At 64.5% G+C, this 16,369-nt stretch carries 15 protein-coding genes and 1 pseudogene; 4 read left to right on the top strand and 12 right to left on the bottom strand.

The window, feature by feature from the left end; genetic code table 11:
• The first annotated feature begins 91 nt into the window (after positions 1 to 91).
• Complete coding sequence (locus tag ACERHN_RS14810) at positions 92 to 718, top strand: DUF1353 domain-containing protein (RefSeq protein WP_415922749.1); 627 nt, start codon at positions 92 to 94, stop codon at positions 716 to 718.
• 66 nt (positions 719 to 784) lie between these two features.
• On the opposite strand, the gene ACERHN_RS14815 is transcribed toward ACERHN_RS14810, so the two are convergent.
• A complete protein-coding gene (locus tag ACERHN_RS14815; protein ID WP_415919792.1) occupies positions 785 to 1,255 on the bottom strand; it encodes a tetratricopeptide repeat protein in 471 nt (156 codons plus the stop codon).
• Between the two features lie 51 nt (positions 1,256 to 1,306).
• Here ACERHN_RS14815 and ACERHN_RS14820 point away from each other — a divergent pair, with 51 nt between their 5' ends.
• On the top strand, positions 1,307 to 2,566 hold the full coding sequence (locus tag ACERHN_RS14820) for a cytochrome-c peroxidase (protein WP_415919793.1): 1,260 nt from the start codon (positions 1,307 to 1,309) through the stop codon (positions 2,564 to 2,566).
• Here the strand turns inward: ACERHN_RS14820 and ACERHN_RS14825 are convergent.
• The 7 genes and pseudogenes from ACERHN_RS14825 to ACERHN_RS14855 all read right to left on the bottom strand — a co-directional run bounded on the left by ACERHN_RS14825 (position 2,563) and on the right by ACERHN_RS14855 (position 11,301).
• Positions 2,563 to 3,348, bottom strand: a complete 786-nt coding sequence (locus ACERHN_RS14825) for a carnitinyl-CoA dehydratase (protein ID WP_415922750.1) — start codon at positions 3,346 to 3,348, stop codon at positions 2,563 to 2,565. The genes ACERHN_RS14820 and ACERHN_RS14825 overlap by 4 nt on opposite strands.
• A 40-nt stretch (positions 3,349 to 3,388) precedes the next feature.
• Positions 3,389 to 5,382 (bottom strand): annotated as a pseudogene (locus ACERHN_RS14830) (acetate--CoA ligase family protein).
• A 109-nt stretch (positions 5,383 to 5,491) separates the two neighbouring features.
• The gene (locus ACERHN_RS14835) at positions 5,492 to 6,652 is read right to left on the bottom strand and encodes an acyl-CoA dehydrogenase family protein (protein WP_415919794.1); all 1,161 of its coding nucleotides are present in this window, start codon (positions 6,650 to 6,652) and stop codon (positions 5,492 to 5,494) included.
• A 93-nt stretch (positions 6,653 to 6,745) separates the two neighbouring features.
• On the bottom strand, positions 6,746 to 8,419 hold the full coding sequence (locus ACERHN_RS14840) for a thiamine pyrophosphate-dependent enzyme (RefSeq protein WP_415919795.1): 1,674 nt from the start codon (positions 8,417 to 8,419) through the stop codon (positions 6,746 to 6,748).
• 121 nt (positions 8,420 to 8,540) lie between these two features.
• The gene (locus ACERHN_RS14845) at positions 8,541 to 9,308 is read right to left on the bottom strand and encodes a GH25 family lysozyme (protein ID WP_415919796.1); all 768 of its coding nucleotides are present in this window, start codon (positions 9,306 to 9,308) and stop codon (positions 8,541 to 8,543) included.
• Positions 9,305 to 10,378 carry an NAD(P)/FAD-dependent oxidoreductase gene (locus ACERHN_RS14850; protein ID WP_415919797.1) on the bottom strand — a complete coding sequence of 358 codons (1,074 nt, stop codon included), beginning with the start codon at positions 10,376 to 10,378 and terminating at the stop codon, positions 9,305 to 9,307. The genes ACERHN_RS14845 and ACERHN_RS14850 overlap by 4 nt, the downstream gene beginning before the upstream one ends.
• On the bottom strand, positions 10,375 to 11,301 hold the full coding sequence (locus tag ACERHN_RS14855; RefSeq protein ID WP_415919798.1) for an aldo/keto reductase: 927 nt from the start codon (positions 11,299 to 11,301) through the stop codon (positions 10,375 to 10,377). Before ACERHN_RS14855 ends, ACERHN_RS14850 begins: the two co-directional genes overlap by 4 nt.
• A gap of 253 nt (positions 11,302 to 11,554) precedes the next feature.
• Here ACERHN_RS14855 and ACERHN_RS14860 point away from each other — a divergent pair, with 253 nt between their 5' ends.
• Positions 11,555 to 12,220, top strand: coding sequence for a DUF2461 domain-containing protein (locus tag ACERHN_RS14860; RefSeq protein WP_415919799.1), 666 nt, complete (start codon positions 11,555 to 11,557; stop codon positions 12,218 to 12,220).
• Positions 12,221 to 12,224: 4 nt separating this feature from the next.
• Here ACERHN_RS14860 and ACERHN_RS14865 read toward each other — a convergent pair whose 3' ends face one another.
• From ACERHN_RS14865 to ACERHN_RS14875, 3 genes are all read right to left on the bottom strand, one after another.
• Complete coding sequence (locus ACERHN_RS14865; RefSeq protein WP_415919800.1) at positions 12,225 to 12,776, bottom strand: DUF4453 domain-containing protein; 552 nt, start codon at positions 12,774 to 12,776, stop codon at positions 12,225 to 12,227.
• Between the two features lie 32 nt (positions 12,777 to 12,808).
• Positions 12,809 to 13,741, bottom strand: a complete 933-nt coding sequence (locus ACERHN_RS14870; protein ID WP_415919801.1) for a CehA/McbA family metallohydrolase — start codon at positions 13,739 to 13,741, stop codon at positions 12,809 to 12,811.
• Between the two features lie 146 nt (positions 13,742 to 13,887).
• Positions 13,888 to 14,850 carry an MBL fold metallo-hydrolase gene (locus ACERHN_RS14875; RefSeq protein WP_415919802.1) on the bottom strand — a complete coding sequence of 321 codons (963 nt, stop codon included), beginning with the start codon at positions 14,848 to 14,850 and terminating at the stop codon, positions 13,888 to 13,890.
• Positions 14,851 to 14,951: 101 nt separating this feature from the next.
• Here ACERHN_RS14875 and ACERHN_RS14880 point away from each other — a divergent pair, with 101 nt between their 5' ends.
• A complete protein-coding gene (locus tag ACERHN_RS14880; protein ID WP_415919803.1) occupies positions 14,952 to 15,425 on the top strand; it encodes a MarR family winged helix-turn-helix transcriptional regulator in 474 nt (157 codons plus the stop codon).
• Positions 15,426 to 15,467: 42 nt separating this feature from the next.
• Here the strand turns inward: ACERHN_RS14880 and ACERHN_RS14885 are convergent, their stop codons facing one another.
• The gene (locus ACERHN_RS14885; RefSeq protein ID WP_415919804.1) at positions 15,468 to 16,226 is read right to left on the bottom strand and encodes a sugar phosphate isomerase/epimerase family protein; all 759 of its coding nucleotides are present in this window, start codon (positions 16,224 to 16,226) and stop codon (positions 15,468 to 15,470) included.
• Positions 16,227 to 16,369 lie beyond the last annotated feature (143 nt).

Genomic DNA, 16,369 nt, shown 5'->3' on the forward strand with positions numbered 1-16,369 from the left:
TGTTTTTCTGTGTTTCCTTGCGGCCTGTGGAAGGGTTGATTTTGAAAATGCAGAACCCGGCCTGCTCAGAGGCGATGCCTTATTGCTTTGGGTGGGATCGGGTGAGAATTCTCGCTTGGGCAATGGGCGGTTTCTCTACGTTCCCGTCGGGGATCGTGCGTTGCAATTCCAGCGCCCAAGCCAGGATGATCCTTCGAAATCCATCGTCATCCGGCCAGAGGCGTTTTACACTGACGGTGGATCAATTCCGCGGATTGTGCAGGCCTTTCCGGGGTTTGCCGCATGGGGGTATGGACCCGCCTATGTAATCCACGATTGGGTGTTCGTGGCGCGTAAGTGCCTGAACACGGACCGACGCGCCGGCACGGATACGGCGTCAGCGGAAATGAAGAAAATCGCCGCTCTGACCTTTCAGGACAGCGCCGACCTGCTGGCCGAGGCAATCAAGACGCTTGAGGCCGGATTTGATGTACCGGAAAATGGTACGGGTGGTACGATTTCGTCCACAACCGCAGGACCATTTTCGTTACGGCTCTGGCGTGATACGGGGCCATGCGTTGATCGGATCGATCCAGCGCATCAGGCGTTTATCGATCAATTGAACCGTCCGACAAAATCTGTGGGTCGCATCGGTGTGCAATCGGTTGGTCGATCAAGCCAGGTCGTTCTTGAAAATGGAGATACGATTGAGATCGTTGACTTTATCTCAATCAACTGAGGCCACGCGATTGTCAGCGAAAATGCACATTGCATCTCTTCCCAACCGCCCAAACCCCTGCCAAACTCAGCGGAACGGATACATCCACACCTTGTAGTCAGCGACCAGAATATGCGCCCGATTGATCTCTTCCTGCGTCATTTTCTTGACCACCTCTTCCAGCGAAATCGCCGCGTCGGGATCGCCGCCGATGGCGCTGAGCGTGTACCACATATAGGCGCGCACGAGGTCCGGGGCGGGCATGCCGCGCCCGACTTCGTAATACCAGCCGACACCGGATTGCGCGCCGGGGTGCCCTTTCATGGAGCTGCGCAGATACCACTCGAACGCCCGCTCATCGTCGCGCTCCACCCCGAGGCCAAGGGCGTACATCACCCCGATCAATTCCTCGGCATCCGCGTTGCCCGACCGCGCCGCAGGCCACAGCGCCGCGTACGCCGCTTCATAGGCGCCCGCCTCCATCAGGTCGCGCGCCTCTTCAATTTCGGCAAAGGCAGGAAGTCCCAGAAAACAAAGGGCTATGGCAAGTTTGCGCATCTGCTTCTCCTTGTGGCGGCGCCGGTTTTTGCAGAGCCGTTACCGCGTGCTTTGACCCCGGATGATTTCATCACGCCGGACCCGGCGCAAGCCAAACTGGGGCAATTGCTGTTCTATGACCGGATCCTGTCGGGCAATCGGAACATCGCCTGTTCGACCTGTCACCACCCGGATCTGGGCACCGCGGACGGGCTGAGCCTCGGGATTGGCGAGGGCGGCGAAGGCATCGGGCCAGAGCGCACCGCAGGCACGGGCGATGACCGCATCCGCAAGCGCATTCCGCGCAATGCGCCGGGCTTGTGGAACCTCGGTGCCAAGGACTTGCACGTCATGTTCCATGACGGACGGCTGAGCGTTGCGGACACCTATGAGAACGGGTTCAACTCTCCGGCCGAAGAATGGCTGCCCGAGGGGCTTGAAAACCTCCTGGCGGCGCAGGCGATATTCCCGCTGGTGGCGCAGTTCGAAATGGCGGGCAATCCCAAGGAAAACGAGGTCGCAGGCGCGGTGCACAACCGTATGGATTACGCCTGGCCAATCCTGACCGACCGGGTGCGCCACATTCCCGAATATGCCGATGCCTTTGCCGCTGCCTATGACCATATCGACGGCCCCTCGGACATCACCATTGCCGATATCGCCAATGCCTTGTCTGCGTTCATGATCTTTGAGTGGACCAGTATAGACAGCCCGTTTGACGCGCATCTGCGCGGAGAGAAAGACGCGCTGACGCCGGTGCAAAAGGCGGGGATGGACCTGTTTTACGGGGATGCGGGCTGTGTTGCGTGTCACAGCGGGCCGCTGATGTCGGATCAGGGGTTTCACGCCATCGGGCTGCCGCCCTTTGGTCCGGGGCGGACACGACGGTTCGACCCGATGGTGCGCGATGTGGGCCGTATGGGCGAAAGCGATGCGCTCGAGGATGCATATGCCTTCCGCACACCGATGCTGCGCAATGTGGAACTGACCGGGCCTTATGGGCACAACGGCGCGTACCCGACGCTTGAGGGGATCGTGCGCCACCACCTGTCGCCGCAAGAAGCGCTTGATGCGTGGGAGCCCCGGCTTGCCGCGTTACCGGATGTGCCGTGGCTGGAGTCGATTGATTTCATGGTCTGGCAGGACAGTCGCGAAATGGCGCGCCAGCGCGCGACGGTGACACTCGCCCCGCAGGCGCTGTCTGATGCAGAGGTCGATGCCATCGTGGCCTTCCTCGGGGCGTTGACCGGTGCCTCAGCGCGTACGGGCCTTTTTGGCATCCCCGAAACCGTGCCCAGCGGTCTGCCGGTGGATCACGCGATGGATCCCTAACGCCCTTTCCAGACGGGATCCCGTTTTTCGGCAAAGGCGCGCGCGCCTTCGAGCTGATCCTCGGAGCGGTACAGCGTTTCGACCGATGCCAGCTTGCTCTGCGTGATACGGCTCATCGCGTCCTGGAATTTGCTGTCTTCGGCGTCGCGCACGATCTCCTTGATTGCGGCATAGACGAGCGGCGGGCCGGACGCGATCAGCTCGGCCAGTTCCCAGGTGCGGGTCATCAGGTCGGCGCGTGGCACCACCTCGTTCACAAGACCCCAGCGATGCGCTTCCTCCGCGTCGAACCACCGCCCGGTCAGCAGCAACTCCATCGCGATGTGATAGGGGATGCGTTTGGGCAGCTTGACACTTGCCGCGTCCGCCACCGTCCCCGACCGGATTTCCGGCAGCGCAAAGCTGGCGTGGTCCGCCGCGAGGATCATGTCCGCGCTCAGCGCCAGCTCCAGACCGCCGCCACAGGCAATTCCGTTCACGGCGGCAATCACCGGCTTGTTCAGCCCGCGCAGCTCCTGCAACCCGCCAAATCCACCCACGCCGTAATCGCCATCGACCGCGTCCCCGTCCGCAGCCGCCTTGAGGTCCCAGCCCGGCGAAAAGAATTTGTCGCCCGCGCCTGTGATGATCGCAACCCGCAGGTCAGGATCATCGCGAAAGGCCAGAAACGTCTCACCCATGATGCGGCTCGTGGCGAGGTCGATGGCGTTGGCCTTGGGCCGGTCCAGCGTCACCTCAAGGATGGTGCCGTGCGTGCGGGTCTTGATCGGGCTGTCTGTCATGCGGGGTCCGTTCATATGGAAAGGGGCGAGGGTTGTTGCATCATGAGCCAAGACGGATCAGCGCGTCCACTGCAACGGCGCGGTCCGGTGTGCAGAGCAGGGGGTTGATCTCGACCTCTGCCAAAGTGCTTGCGTTGGCCGCGACATAGGCTTGCACGGCCATGACTGCGGAGACGATGGACGGAATGTCGGCCGCGGGCTTGCCGCGATAGCCGTGCAGCACCGGTGCCATGCGCAATCTGTCCAAAGCCGCCACCACGCTGTCTTCGGTCACGGGTAAGAGCATGGATACCGTGTCACGCAGGAGTTCCGTCAGAACGCCGCCCGCACCCAGTGTCAGGACAAAGCCATGCGCCGGATCGCGCGTCACTCCGATCAGCAATTCGGTCACCGCATCGCCGATCATCTCTTCGATCAGCACGGTGGGTGTGCCGATCCGGGCCGCAACCTGTGCTGCGTCTTCCGGCAAAACGCCCAGCCGGACAGCTCCGGCTTCAGTCTTGTGGGCGAGGCCTTCGCCCTTGATGGCGAGCGGGGTGGAAAAGGCGCTGACATGCGACGCCACCGCCCGGGCATCACAGCTGACGCTGTGCGGCACATGCACGCCGTGCGCCGCCAACGCGGTCTTGGCGTCCGCCTCGCTCAACACCATGTCTGCCGTAATCTCTGGCGCGGGCAAGACACGCTGCGGATTCGGCGGGGCAATACGCGCGGCAGCCTCGGCAGCGGCAAGCGCTTCGTCCAATCCGCAAAACGGCACGACGCCCGCATCCATCAATTGCGCGGCCACGTCTTCGGGCATCAACTCGGGCAGGCTTGCCGCCACACCAAAGGGGCGGCCTGTCGCCGCGCGCGCGGCAATCGCGGCCTCCACGGTGCATTCCCAATCGCTCGGGTCGGTGCGCGGATAATCCACGACCGACACCGTCATGTCGATGCCCGATCCGGTCATCGCAGCCCAGGCTTGCGCCATCCGCTCCGTATCGCGCCAGATATATGTGTGGTAATCCAACGGGTTGCTCAACGCGACCATGTGACCAAGCGCTGTGTGCAGCCCAGCCTTCTGATCCTCCGTCAGCGCCGGAAACGTCAGATCGCGCCCAACGCCCATATCCGCCACAAGGCTCGCCTCCCCCCGGAACAGCTGATCGACGCAACGCGGTTGCCCGTGAGCGCACCCGCACAATGCAAAAGCTTCAGCGTCTCGAGAAATGCGGGCAGGGTGGCCAGACGCGGGATACCCAAGCGCCGCAAAAGCGCATCCGCACCCGCATCCGATCCGGCAAGAGAGGCCGTGTGCGACACCGTGGCGGCCTGCGCCTGATCGGATGCGCCCACCTTGATTGCAATGACAGGAACGCCGCGCGCATGTGCGGCCGCTGCCACGTCCTCCCATGCAGAGACATCGCCGAACCCTTCGATATGCACACCAATGGCCGTCACACGCCGATCCTCAAGCAGCGCCATGGCCAGCTGCGCCTGGCTTGTCTGCGCCATGTTTCCGCACGTGACCACATAGGCAATCGGCACCCCGCGCTGCTGCATGGTCAGGTTGATGGCGATGTTGGAACTCTGCGTCAGGATGGCCACGCCCCGGTCCACAGCGGCGCAGCCATGCTGATCCGGCCACAAAAGCGCACCGTCCAACGCGTTGATAAAGCCATAGCAATTTGGCCCGAGGATCGGCATGTCACCTGCGGCAGTGACCAACGCCTGTTGCAAGTCTCCGGCCGCGCCGTCCTCTGCCTCCGCCTCGGCAAAGCCAGAGGCAAAGCACACAGCCCCCCCTGCACCCATCTGCGCCAGGGCACGGACAACCGCCACGGTGGCATGGCGGTTCACGCCGACAAACACCGCATCCGGCGCGCCGGGCAAATCCTCGACCGACGGAAATGCCCCATGCCCACCGATCTCCATCGCCTTCGGGTGCACGGGCCAAATCGCGCCCACAAACCCAAAGCGTTCGGCCTGCCGGATGACCGACAGACACCACGCCCCACCCCCGACAACTGCGATGGTCTTCGGGCGCAACAGACGCGTCAGAGGCGCAGCTGCCTGTTTCTTCTGGCCGGAAATACCACGGGGGGTCTGGGGGGCTGGCCCCCCGGGTCCGTCGGATGCGCCATGCGCATTCGAAACCATCTCAGGCGCCCAACGGCCGCAGCAGGTCGCGGCTGATGATATGGCGCTGGATCTCCGATGTGCCGTCCCAGATGCGCTCGACCCGCGCATCCCGCCAGAACCGCTCGATCGGGAAATCATCCATCAACCCCATGCCGCCATAGATCTGCAAGGTCGTGTCCGTCACCCGCGCCAGCATCTCGGACGCATAGAGCTTTGCCGATGCAATCTCGCGGTTGGCAGGCAGCGCCTCATCCAGCCGCCACGCCGCCGCCAGCGTCAGCCAGTCGGCGGCGTCGATCTCCGTGACCATATCCGCGATCTGAAACCCGACGCCCTGAAATTTGCCGATGGGTTGGCCGAACTGCTTGCGCTCTGCCGCATAGTGCAGCGCATAGTCAAAGCACCGGCGCGCGCGCCCCACCGAAAACGCCGCCACGGTCAGCCGCGTGGCATAAAGCCATTCGTTCATCACCGCAAAACCGCCATCCACCTCGCCCAGCACCTGCGCATCCGGCAGGCGGCAATCGGTGAAATCGAGGATACAGTTCTTGTAGCCGCGGTGACTGACCGAGGCATAACCATCGCGCACCTCGAACCCCGGCGTGCCGCGATCCACAAGGAACGTGGTGATGCGCTTTTTGGGGCCTTTGGGTGTGTCGTCCACACCCGTCGCAATGAAAACGATAAAGAAATCAGCGTGCTCTGCGCCCGAGATAAAGTGTTTGGAGCCGTTGATGACCCAATCGCCACCTTCCCGCACGGCCGTGCATTTCATGCCCCGGACATCTGATCCGGCATCCGGTTCGGTCATGGCCAGCGCGTCCATCCGCTCGCCCCGTACGGCGGGCAGCAGATAGCGTTCGCGCTGTTCGGGATTGCAGGCCATCAGGATATTCTGCGGCCGGCCAAAGAAATGCGTGAGCGCCATGGATCCGCGCCCCAACTCGCGCTCGACAAGCGTGAAATCCAGGTGGCTCAGCCCCGCGCCGCCCACCTCCTCAGGGAAGTTGCAGGCGTAAAATCCCATATCGAGGACCTTGCGCTTGATCTCCTCGCCCAGCTCATGCGGCACCTGACCCGTCCGCTCGACCTCGGCCTCATGGGGATAGATCTCGTTCTCCACGAAACTGCGCACGGTCGAGACGATCATCTCCTGCTCCTGGCTCAATCCGAACTGCATCCTGTATTCCTCCCGTGGCCCGCCTGCATCCAAGCGCAGATCGGGCCGCGATGCGCTATCGGTTTGCGACTTTTTCGGCGTCGTTATCGGTGTTTACGTACCTTGCGCGGCTTGCCCCGCCGCGCGGATTGCGCTGAGGGACATGCGCGGCGTCAGTGCTTCGGCTGAGATCGCGAGGTCCAGCACCGCGCCATTGGGCGCGGCCAGCGCGCGTTCGAATGCGGTGGCGAAATCCTCGGTGCGTTCAACGCGTTCGCCGTGAAACCCGTAAGCCTTTGCCAGCGCTGCGAAATCGGGGCTGACCATTTCGGTGCCCGACACGCGGGCGGGGTAGTGGCGTTCCTGATGCGCGCGGATTGTGCCGTAAATGCCGTTGTTGAGGATCAGCACAATGGGACAAGCCCCCGCTTGCCGCGCGCTGGCCAGTTCCTGTCCCGTCATCTGAAAATCCCCGTCACCGGCAAAGCACACAACGCAGCGTTCCGGTGCGGCCAGTTTGGCCGCAATGGCCGCAGGTACGCCGTATCCCATCGCACCCGATTGCGGGGCGAGCAGCCTGTGTCCGGGGCCAAAGCAGAAGTGCTTGTTGGGCCAGATCGCGAAATTACCGGCCCCGTTGGTCAGGATCGCATTGCCCGGCAGGACATCCTGCAGATGGGCCATGACGGCGGCCATGTCGACGGGCGAAGGCTGGACCGGGGCGGTCAAACCGGCCTCGTAGGCCGCGCGGCCTTCGGCGCGCCATTCGGACCATGCGCCGTGCAGAGGTCCGAGTTCGGCGAGCGCTTGCGCCGCCGCATTCGGGTCGGCATGCAAGCCGAGGGCGGGCTGATAGACTTTGCCCAGCTCGGCGTCCGAGGCGTGGATGTGGATCAGCTTTTGCTGCGGGGCGGGGACGTCCATCACCGTGTAGCCGTCGGTTGAATTTTCACCGAACCGCGCCCCGAGGGCGAGGATCACGTCGGCCTCCGTGATCATGCGCCGGACCCAGGGCACCATGCCCACACCGGCCTCACCCACAAAGCAGGGGGAGCGATTGTCGAACTGGTCCTGATAGCGGAACACGGCGGCCACGGGGATGTCCGAGCCTTCGGCAAAATGCTGGAGCGCGGCGCGTCCCGCACCGCTCCAGTGGCTGCCGGCGTAGAGGATCAGGGGGCGTTCGGCACCGCGCAACATGTCGTGCGCGGCGCGCAGCGCGCCCGGTGCCGGGTGTGGCGCGTGGACGGGCGCTTGGGCTTGCAGCGGAGCGGCGTCGGTGCGCGTGGTCAGCATGTCTTCGGGCAGGGCGACGACGACGGGACCGGGGCGGCCCGTGGTCGCCGTGGTCCACGCACGCGCGATGATTTCGGGGATGCGATCGGCGGCGTCTATTTCGACGGCCCATTTCGCCATGGGGCCGAAAACCGCTTTGTAATCAAGCTCCTGAAAGGCTTCGCGGCCCTTCATATGGGTGGCGACCTGACCCACCAGCAGGATCATCGGGCTGCTGTCCTGCATCGCGGTGTGCACGCCGATGGAGGCATTGGTCGCACCGGGGCCGCGGGTCACCATGCAGATGCCGGGCTGACCCGTCAGCTTGCCCCAGGCGGCGGCCATGAAGGCAGCACCACCTTCTTGGCGGCACAGCACAAAATCGAGGGTGCCGCCCGTGTCATGCAGCGCGTCGAGCACGGCGAGGTAGCTTTCGCCCGGCACGCCGAAGGCTTTGGTGGCGCCGAGATTGCGCAGGCACTCGACCAGCAGATGTCCACCCAGTTTTGGCATGTGATCCCTCTCTGTTTGGTACAGTTGTGCGCGGCTGTGCAGCAGATGCAAGGGGGGCGCATCCTTGCGGGCCGGCCCTTCGGGGAGGATTTTTTGGAACAGAGACGGGGCTGCGGTCCGCCTAGCGGATCGTGCGGTCCGCTTTCCAGTTTTCCCAGGCTGTTGCGGAGCCGTTGAAGGCGTTGATGTCGATGTCACCGGGTGTGCCGGGCAGGGTGCCGGTGGCGGTGTATTGCCAGAAGCGCCAGGGCTGGCCTGGATAGGCCTGTGCCGGGGTTTTGGCGGTGGTGCGCAGCCAGAATTCGTAGCCCTGCAAACGGTTTAGCTCGGCGTCCTTGTAGAAGCCCGGGGTGGTATAGATCAGGGGGCGCTGACCGAAATGCGCCTCGACCTGGGTCAGCCATGCCAGCATTTCCGCACGGATGGTGGCGGCGTCGGGGCGGCGTTGGCAGGTGGGGGAGAAGGGGTTCCATTCCATGTCGAGCACGGGCGGCAGGCTGCCACGGGTGCGGGGGACGTTGCGGATGAACCATGCGGCCTGCACCTCTGGTGCGGTGCAGAAATAGTAGAAATGATATGCGCCCCGGGCGATGCCAGCGCGGTCGGCGCCGCGCCAGTGGTCCTTGAATTTCGGATCGAGCAGGTCGCCGCCTTCGGTTGCCTTGAGAAAGACGAACTCGATCCCCACGGCCTTGGCGCGGGGCCAGTCCACAAAGGTCTGGAAGCGGGCGGCATCCATGCCGCGCACGGGGAAGCTGGTGGGTTGCCGGCCGGCGAACTGGACCGGGGCGCGGTCCCCGATGACCATCGGACCGATGGGGTAGGGTGGGGTCGGATCGCTGCAAGCCGCGAGGATCAGAAGGAGCAGGGCAGTGGCAAGGCGGGTCATTGGACGGGCTCCGGTTGAGCAGAGAAGCGTTTGGCATCAAGGGCTTGGACGGCATCAGCTGCGAGGGCAGGTGCATGGCCGAGTGTCAGGTCTGCAAGAAGTTGGCTGGCGGCGGGGGCGGTTTGAAAGCCGTATCCGCCCTGTCCTGCGCACCAGATGAAATCCGGGGTGGCGGCATCCGGGCCGAGGACCAGCCTGCGGTCGGGTGCAAAGCTGCGCAGGCCCGCCCAGGAGGCGGTGACGCGGGTCACGGGGTCCGTGACGCACTGCATATAGCGGTCGAGCCCTTCGGCGAGGGTCATGTCGTCGGCCCAGGCGTCATGTGGTTCTGCCGGGTCTTCATCAGCGGGCGACACCAGCAGGGCACCGGCGTCCGGTTTGGCGTACCACGCCTCGCCCACGCCGAACATCATGGGCCAGCGGGTCACGTCACGACCGCCCGGTGCGGGGATGCGGGCCATGGACCGGCGCAGCGGCGTGAGGCCAATCGGGCGCACACCAGCCATCCGGGCAACGACATCCGCCCATGCGCCCGCCGCGTTAACGATCCGTTTACCATCGAACGCACCGGCGGTGGTGTCTACACGCCATCCGGGGTGGATGGCGGTGACGCGGGCGTTGGTCACGATCTGACCGCCGTTGGCGCGGATGGTGCGTGCAAAATCCTGCAGCATCCGGTCGGTATCAATATCCTGCGCATCGGCGTGATACGCCGCGCGGGTTACGGTGTCGTTAAGGATGGGGACGTGGGCGCGGGCGGCGTCCATCGTGATCTCGGTCAGGCCCATGTCGCTGCAATCGGCCTCAAACGCGGCATCTTCCCCGGCGCGTCCCAGCAGCAGGAGGCCGCGGGGGCTGAGGTAGGGCTGGTGAAATGCGGCGCTGGCGCGGTTGAGCGCGCGCACGGCGGGCAGGCCGTAATTCTGTTCAAACAGCGCGGCAGAGCGCCCTGAGGCGTGGTAGCCAAGGGCGGTTTCGGCCTCCAGCACGGTCACTTGCGCGTGCGGCGCAAGCCGTGCCGCGGCAGACAGACCCGCGATGCCGCCGCCTATGACGACAAAATCGCTCACGCCTCTTCGATCCGGTCGGTTGCGGGGGGTGGCGTGACGCTGAGCGCGGTGATCCGGGCGTAGAGGTCAGCGGTCATGTCGATGTCCGTGGCGGCAAGGGACGGGGCCAGTTGTTCCGGCGAACGGGCCGAGATGATGGGGCGGGGGCGTGCGGGGTGCGCCATGGCCCAAGCCACGGCGAGCGATGCGGGGTGGACGTCCATGTCCGCCGCCAGAGCCGCGAGATCCGCCGCCGCCTGCCGCATCCATTCGACATCATAGCGCGCGGCATAGCGGTGGTCGTCGGTCAGCCGCCCCGTGCCGCCGCCCACGTATTTGCCGGTAAGAAGCCCGCCGCCCAACGGAGAATAGGGTGCGATTTCAATGCCCTGATCCACGCAGGCGGGGAAAATCTCGACCTCGGACTGGCGTTTGACAAGGCTGTGCATGGGCTGAGCGATGTCGATGCGGATGTCGAAACTGGCCGCTATGGCCTGTGCCTTGAGGATCTGCCAGGCGGCAAAGTTCGACACGCCGATATGGCGGATTTTGCCGGCGTGTTTCAGGGTGGCAAGCGCGTCAAAGGTCTCCTGAAGCGGCGTGTCATCGTCGAACCGGTGCAGGTAGAGGATGTCGACCATGTCCATGCCCAGACGTTGCTGCGAAATGTCGAACCCTTGCAGGATGTTGGCGCGGCTGGAGCCGCCGGTATAGGCCGCCTTGGTCGCGATGATCAGGTCGTCGCGGTCGGCGCGCGCGAACTGGCCCAACAGCGTCTCCGACGCGCCGCCGGTATAGACGTGGGCGGTGTCGAAATGGGTGATCTCGGCGGCGCGGGCGGCGTGAAACATCGCCTCGCTTTGGGCGGCATCGGCGGTGCCGCCGAACTGCATCGTGCCAAAGGTCAGAGAAGAGAGCGGGGTGCCGTTGAGAGAGGTAATCATGCCCGAATTGGTGCACGCAATGCACCGTACGCGCAACGGTTAACGCGCGATGCCGGGCGAATCGGCCAATCCAGTCGTTAATGCCGACAAAACAGGGGTCACAGGGCGTGCACCCCCCGTACACAAGCTGTGCACCGGGCTGTGCACCGCTGGCATGGTTAACAAGGCGCGCGGTCGGAGGCATTACCAAAGGCTTAACGGTGGACAGGCCCGTCTCTGGCCATAGGTTTACCGTAGGCACGGGGAGGCGCATATGGCGGACGGGTTCGAGGCAATGGTCGAAGAGGCGCTGGCCTTTTTCACCAAGCTGGAGCGGAACAATTCCAAGGACTGGTTCGAGCCGCACAAGGCGCATTACAAGGATGCGATTGCGGGGCCGGCGGCGTTTTTTGCCGATCTGATGGCCGAGGATATCGCGCGGCTGACCGGCAAGGCGCATGCGCCCAAGGTGTTTCGCATCTATCGCGATGTGCGGTTTTCCAAGGACAAGACGCCGCTGAACGCGCATCTGCATGTGATGTGGTCACCGGCGGATCAGGATGCGCTGGCGCCGTCGTGGTTTTGGGGGCTGTCGCCGTCCTATTTCATCCTCGGCATGGGGGTCATGGGCCTCAAGGGGGAAACGTTGACGCGGTACCGCGCCTTTGTGGACAGCTGGGGTGACGGGCTTCGGGAGGCGTTGGACGAGGCCGAGCAGACCTGCGGCGCGCAGATCAGCGATTGGGGGCCGGAGCCGCTCAAGAAGGTGCCGAAACCTTATGATGCCGATCACCCGCATGGTGATCTGCTGCGGCGCAAGGCGCTGGCGGTGTCGGCGCCGATCGGGTCGGACTGGCGCGAGGCGGGTGTGATCAAGGCATCGCTCACGCGGGTTGAGGGGCTGCTGCCGGTCTGGCAGCAGTTTGACACGCACCTGTAACCGGTCAGCCCGCCCAGAATTCGCAGGACGCTTCGGGCAGGCGGTCGCCCAGCCAGCCGCCGCTGCGCAAGATGCCGTTGCCGTCATAGGTGGTGACATAGGCCCAATCGCCGATCCCCTCGTGGCCAAAGCTGATCGTGTCCCCTTGGGTGATCTGGCCGACGGGCCGGGCCTGTGGTCCGGGGCCGCTGCGCAAGGTGAGCGGGGCGGCGCGGTAGTTGATGCAGGCGCTTTCCAGCGCGTCGGAGATGGGCTGCGTGTCCAGTTGCAGCCGTATGGCGCGGTCGGGCAGATAGAGCTGCGTCTGGCTGGTGTCGACGCGGCATTGGTATTCCGCCTCGTAGGTGCGGATCTTGGCGACGGCGGCGGTGTCGGCCGCGCTCAGCGTCACGTCCTTGCCGGTACAGCCGGTGTTGTCGAACTGCGCCTGGCCCAGCGCGGAGCCAAAGCAGTAGCCCGCCCGGTCGATGATCAGGTTGCGGGTGAACCACCAGTCGTCACAGGCGTCGGCCAGGGCGGGGCCTGTGAGCAGGCACAGGATCAGGGTCAGTCTCATGCCCGCCAGCGTGGCGCGTGGCGCATCCGTGGTCAAGCGGTGGGTCGGTCAAAGACCGGATTGGACCAGGCGCGTTTGCCCTGCGCGTCGATGATCGTCACGCGCAGCCACGGGCTGTTGGCAAAGCGGTCGAGCGGCAGGGTCGCGGTGGTCAGCGCATCGCCGCGGGCGCAAACGGTGTCGATGCCCTGACCCTGCACGATGATCGAAATGGCGGGGGAGCAGTCGATGGTCACGCTGTCGGCGCTCCAGTGAATGGCGTGCAGGTCGGGGCCGGTCGAGCTGTAGAAATGGCCCGCCTTGAGAGCGTCGAGCAGGGCATCGGGGTCGAGCCGGTCGGCCTTGACCATGACCCACCCGCCAAACGCGTCCGGCGTGCTGAAATGCGCGTCATCCGTGGCGCAGAGCGTCAGCTGCCGCCCTTCGGTCAGCAGCTGGTCCAGCGTGTAGAAGCCGTGCGGGCGGTCGCAATCGACGGCGCAGCCGTGGTTGTAGATTTCCACCGCGTGGGCTGCGGTGATGCTGCGCGCATCTGCCGTTGTCAGGCCCGACCATTCGGGGTGCGCCACGGCGACAAAGGCACCGGCGTCGCGGGCGCGCTGGGCAATCTCCGGCCCGGTTTCCTGATCGGGCACGGGGGCAAACCCGGGTGAATTGGAAGGGGCGAAATCCGGTGGAAGGCCAACGGCGAGGATGTGCCAAAGCGCGCCGTTTTCCATGGCCCCCGAATGCAGTTCCGCTCCGAGGATGGTGGTGAAATCCTCGGTCCGGTACGCCGCGGTGTCGACAATCGGATAGTCGAAGGGCCCCACGAAATGGTCGGTGAGTGCTATGAAATCATAGCCCTCGGCGCGGTAGCGGCGGCACACCTCCGCAGGGTCAAGCGCCCCGTCGGAGCGGGTCGAATGGGTGTGCAGGTTGCCGCGGTAGAACTGGCCGGGCAGGGCAAAGATATCTGTGGGCATGGGGCATGGTCCTGATGCTGGTTTCGTGCATCTGACCTGTGCAGGGCGTGTCAGGCAAGCCCGTGTGTGGCGCAACGCGGGTTGCGGATGTGCAAAGGGCCACCGGTTGGATCACCGGCGGCCCCTCAACGCGTCAAACCGCTTGGTTACATCCAGCTGGCGGGCACATAGGCGTAGGCATCGCTGTGGGCGATGATGCGGCCAAAGCCGGGGAAGGGCAGGTGCGATCCTGCGACCAGCATATTGTCCGCCGCCATCCGGTCAAAAAGCGCCCGGCGGGATGCGGCGGCCTGTGCGGCGTCCACGTCAAAGCCAAAGCCCGTGTCGGGCAGGGCGGTTTGCAAGACCGAGCTGTGCAGGGCGTCGGCGATCATCATCAGCTGTTGGTCGCCGCCGTCGATGGCCAGAACGCTGTGTCCGGGGGTGTGGCCGGGTGCGAGTTCCAGGGTGATGCCCGGGGCCACTTCGGTCCCGCCCGCGACGGGGCGCATGCGGTCGCCATAGGCGGTGTAGACCCCCTGGGCCAGTTGGAAGAGACCGCGCGCGTCCTCGGGCGCCTGCTCCATGATGCCTTCATCGCCCCAGAACGCAACCTCCTGCTCGGCGATGACCACCTCGGCATTGGCAAAGGTCGCCGCACCGCCGGTCAGCATGCCGCCGATATGGTCGGGGTGGGCATGCGTGACGATGATCGTGTCGATGTCGTCCGTGGTCAGACCCATGGCGGTGAGCGCGTCAAAGGTGCGGCCAAAGCCGGGGCCGAGGATGTCGACCTCACCCATGCCGGCATCAATCAGGATCGTGCGGTCGTCCGATTGCAGCAGGAAGGCGGATACCGGCGCAGGCATCGCATCACCCGTGATGCCGCCCGCCGCCAGTGCGGCGTCGATCGCGGCCTGATCCGGGCCGGAAAAGAACCCCTTTTGCAGGCCCGCCATCCCGTCAAACAGGGCCGTGATCCGGTAACGGCCCAGTGGCGCGTCAAACATCGCGGGCGCGGCCTTGGGCGCAGCATGGGCCGCCGCCAGAACGGGGGCCGCGGACAGTGTGGACAGGGCCGGTGCAGCCAGCAGGCCGGTGCCAAAGGCACGACGGGAAATGGACGCCATTTGTATTCTCCTGATATATTTCGTGTACGAATTAATCTTATACGATTGTATTAAAGTCAACCCTTTCCATTCCCAATGTAAGTCACTAGCGTAAATCCGCCATGACAGATGCCAGTGCTGATACCGACCTTGCCAACCAGTTGTGTTTTGGCGCGTATTCCCTGAACCGGGCATACGGGCGCTATTATCAGGCGGCGTTCAACGAAACCGGTCTGACCTATCCGAAGCTGGTTATACTGATGGTGCTGGACGAGGCGGGGCCGCTCACGGTGTCGGAACTGTCGTCGCGCGCCGCGGTGGAGCCGAACACGCTGTCGCCGCTCCTGAAGAAGATGGCGTCGTTCGACCTGATCACCCGCAAACGGGCCGAGGAAGATGAGCGCCGCGTGGTGCTGACCATTGCGGACAAGGGGCGCGTGGTGCTGGCGCGGGCGCAAAAGGTGATCTCGGACGGGTTTGCCGAACTGGGCCTTGATCCGGTGAAGGTCGCCGAGGCGGTGGCCTTTCTCAGGGACGCGCGGGCGATCATCGAAGCGGCGGAGCCCAAGCGGCTGAACCTCGACGATCTGACCTGAGACGGTGTGGGGCGCGACCGTAGGGCCGCCCCATACCTGTGTTCAGACGGCTGTCCATTTGTAAAACGTATTGGCGGCGTGTTCGGCAAAGTCGCGCGGGTCGCGCGGTTTGTCATGTTCGGCGATCCACAGCACATCACCTGCCTGGGCGGTGACGGCCGCCATCAGCGCGGGCCAGTCGACGGTCCCGGCACCGAGATCGGCCCAGCCGTCCTCATCGAGGTTTTCGCCGTCCGGTGCGATGTCCTTGACGTGTACGGCCATGATGCGGCTGCCATAGCGGTCGATCCACGCCATCGGATCCGCAGCGCCCCGGATGACCCAGGCCAGATCCGCCTCCCACGCGATATCGGGGGCCTCGCTCAGGATGACGTCCATGCCGATGGCGCCGTCGGTCAGCGGGGTGAATTCGAAATCATGGTTGTGCCAGGCAAAGCCGAACCCGGCATCGGCGCAGCGTTTGTGCAGGATACCCAGCCGGCGGGCGAGTTCGGTGTACCCACCCGCATCCACAGGCCGCTCGGCCGCGTCGAGATAGGGGGCAATGATCGTTTTGACGCCAAGCGTCCGGGCGATGTCGACGCATCCGTCGAAATCATCGCGCAGATCGGCGAGGCCGAAATGCCCCGAGGGCATGGTCAGGCGGGCCACGTCCATCGCGGTCCGGAAGGCCGCGGGGTTGTTATAGGCGCCACCGAAGCCTTCGACATGGGAATAGCCAAGGGCGGAGAGCCGGGTGAGGAATGCCTGAAGCGAGGGGACATCGCGCCCCGTGTAGAGTTGAAAGCCGAAGGGTGTCATGGCTTTGGACCTGCTGTGCCGCGTACGGACTTCTGTTTGAGCAAAGGAAAACGCGTTTTGCGTGCGCCTTTCATTTCATGATGGCGCTGCGTTGTCCAACGCGGATGCGTGGGGGAGGGGCATCGGGATGAGGGATTGCGCCG

The sequence above is a fragment of the Tateyamaria rhodophyticola genome, assembly GCF_047777875.1.
Lineage (GTDB): Bacteria > Pseudomonadota > Alphaproteobacteria > Rhodobacterales > Rhodobacteraceae > Tateyamaria.

Coding starts and splice junctions, on each gene's coding strand:
- ACERHN_RS14815 (WP_415919792.1), bottom strand. CDS start 1,255: ATGCGCAAACTTGCCATAGCCCTTTGTTTTCTGGGACTTCCTGCCTTT.
- ACERHN_RS14825 (WP_415922750.1), bottom strand. CDS start 3,348: ATGACAGACAGCCCGATCAAGACCCGCACGCACGGCACCATCCTTGAG.
- ACERHN_RS14835 (WP_415919794.1), bottom strand. CDS start 6,652: ATGCAGTTCGGATTGAGCCAGGAGCAGGAGATGATCGTCTCGACCGTG.
- ACERHN_RS14840 (WP_415919795.1), bottom strand. CDS start 8,419: ATGCCAAAACTGGGTGGACATCTGCTGGTCGAGTGCCTGCGCAATCTC.
- ACERHN_RS14845 (WP_415919796.1), bottom strand. CDS start 9,308: ATGACCCGCCTTGCCACTGCCCTGCTCCTTCTGATCCTCGCGGCTTGC.
- ACERHN_RS14855 (WP_415919798.1), bottom strand. CDS start 11,301: ATGATTACCTCTCTCAACGGCACCCCGCTCTCTTCTCTGACCTTTGGC.
- ACERHN_RS14860 (WP_415919799.1), top strand. CDS start 11,555: ATGGCGGACGGGTTCGAGGCAATGGTCGAAGAGGCGCTGGCCTTTTTC.
- ACERHN_RS14865 (WP_415919800.1), bottom strand. CDS start 12,776: ATGAGACTGACCCTGATCCTGTGCCTGCTCACAGGCCCCGCCCTGGCC.
- ACERHN_RS14870 (WP_415919801.1), bottom strand. CDS start 13,741: ATGCCCACAGATATCTTTGCCCTGCCCGGCCAGTTCTACCGCGGCAAC.
- ACERHN_RS14875 (WP_415919802.1), bottom strand. CDS start 14,850: ATGGCGTCCATTTCCCGTCGTGCCTTTGGCACCGGCCTGCTGGCTGCA.
- ACERHN_RS14880 (WP_415919803.1), top strand. CDS start 14,952: ATGACAGATGCCAGTGCTGATACCGACCTTGCCAACCAGTTGTGTTTT.
- ACERHN_RS14885 (WP_415919804.1), bottom strand. CDS start 16,226: ATGACACCCTTCGGCTTTCAACTCTACACGGGGCGCGATGTCCCCTCG.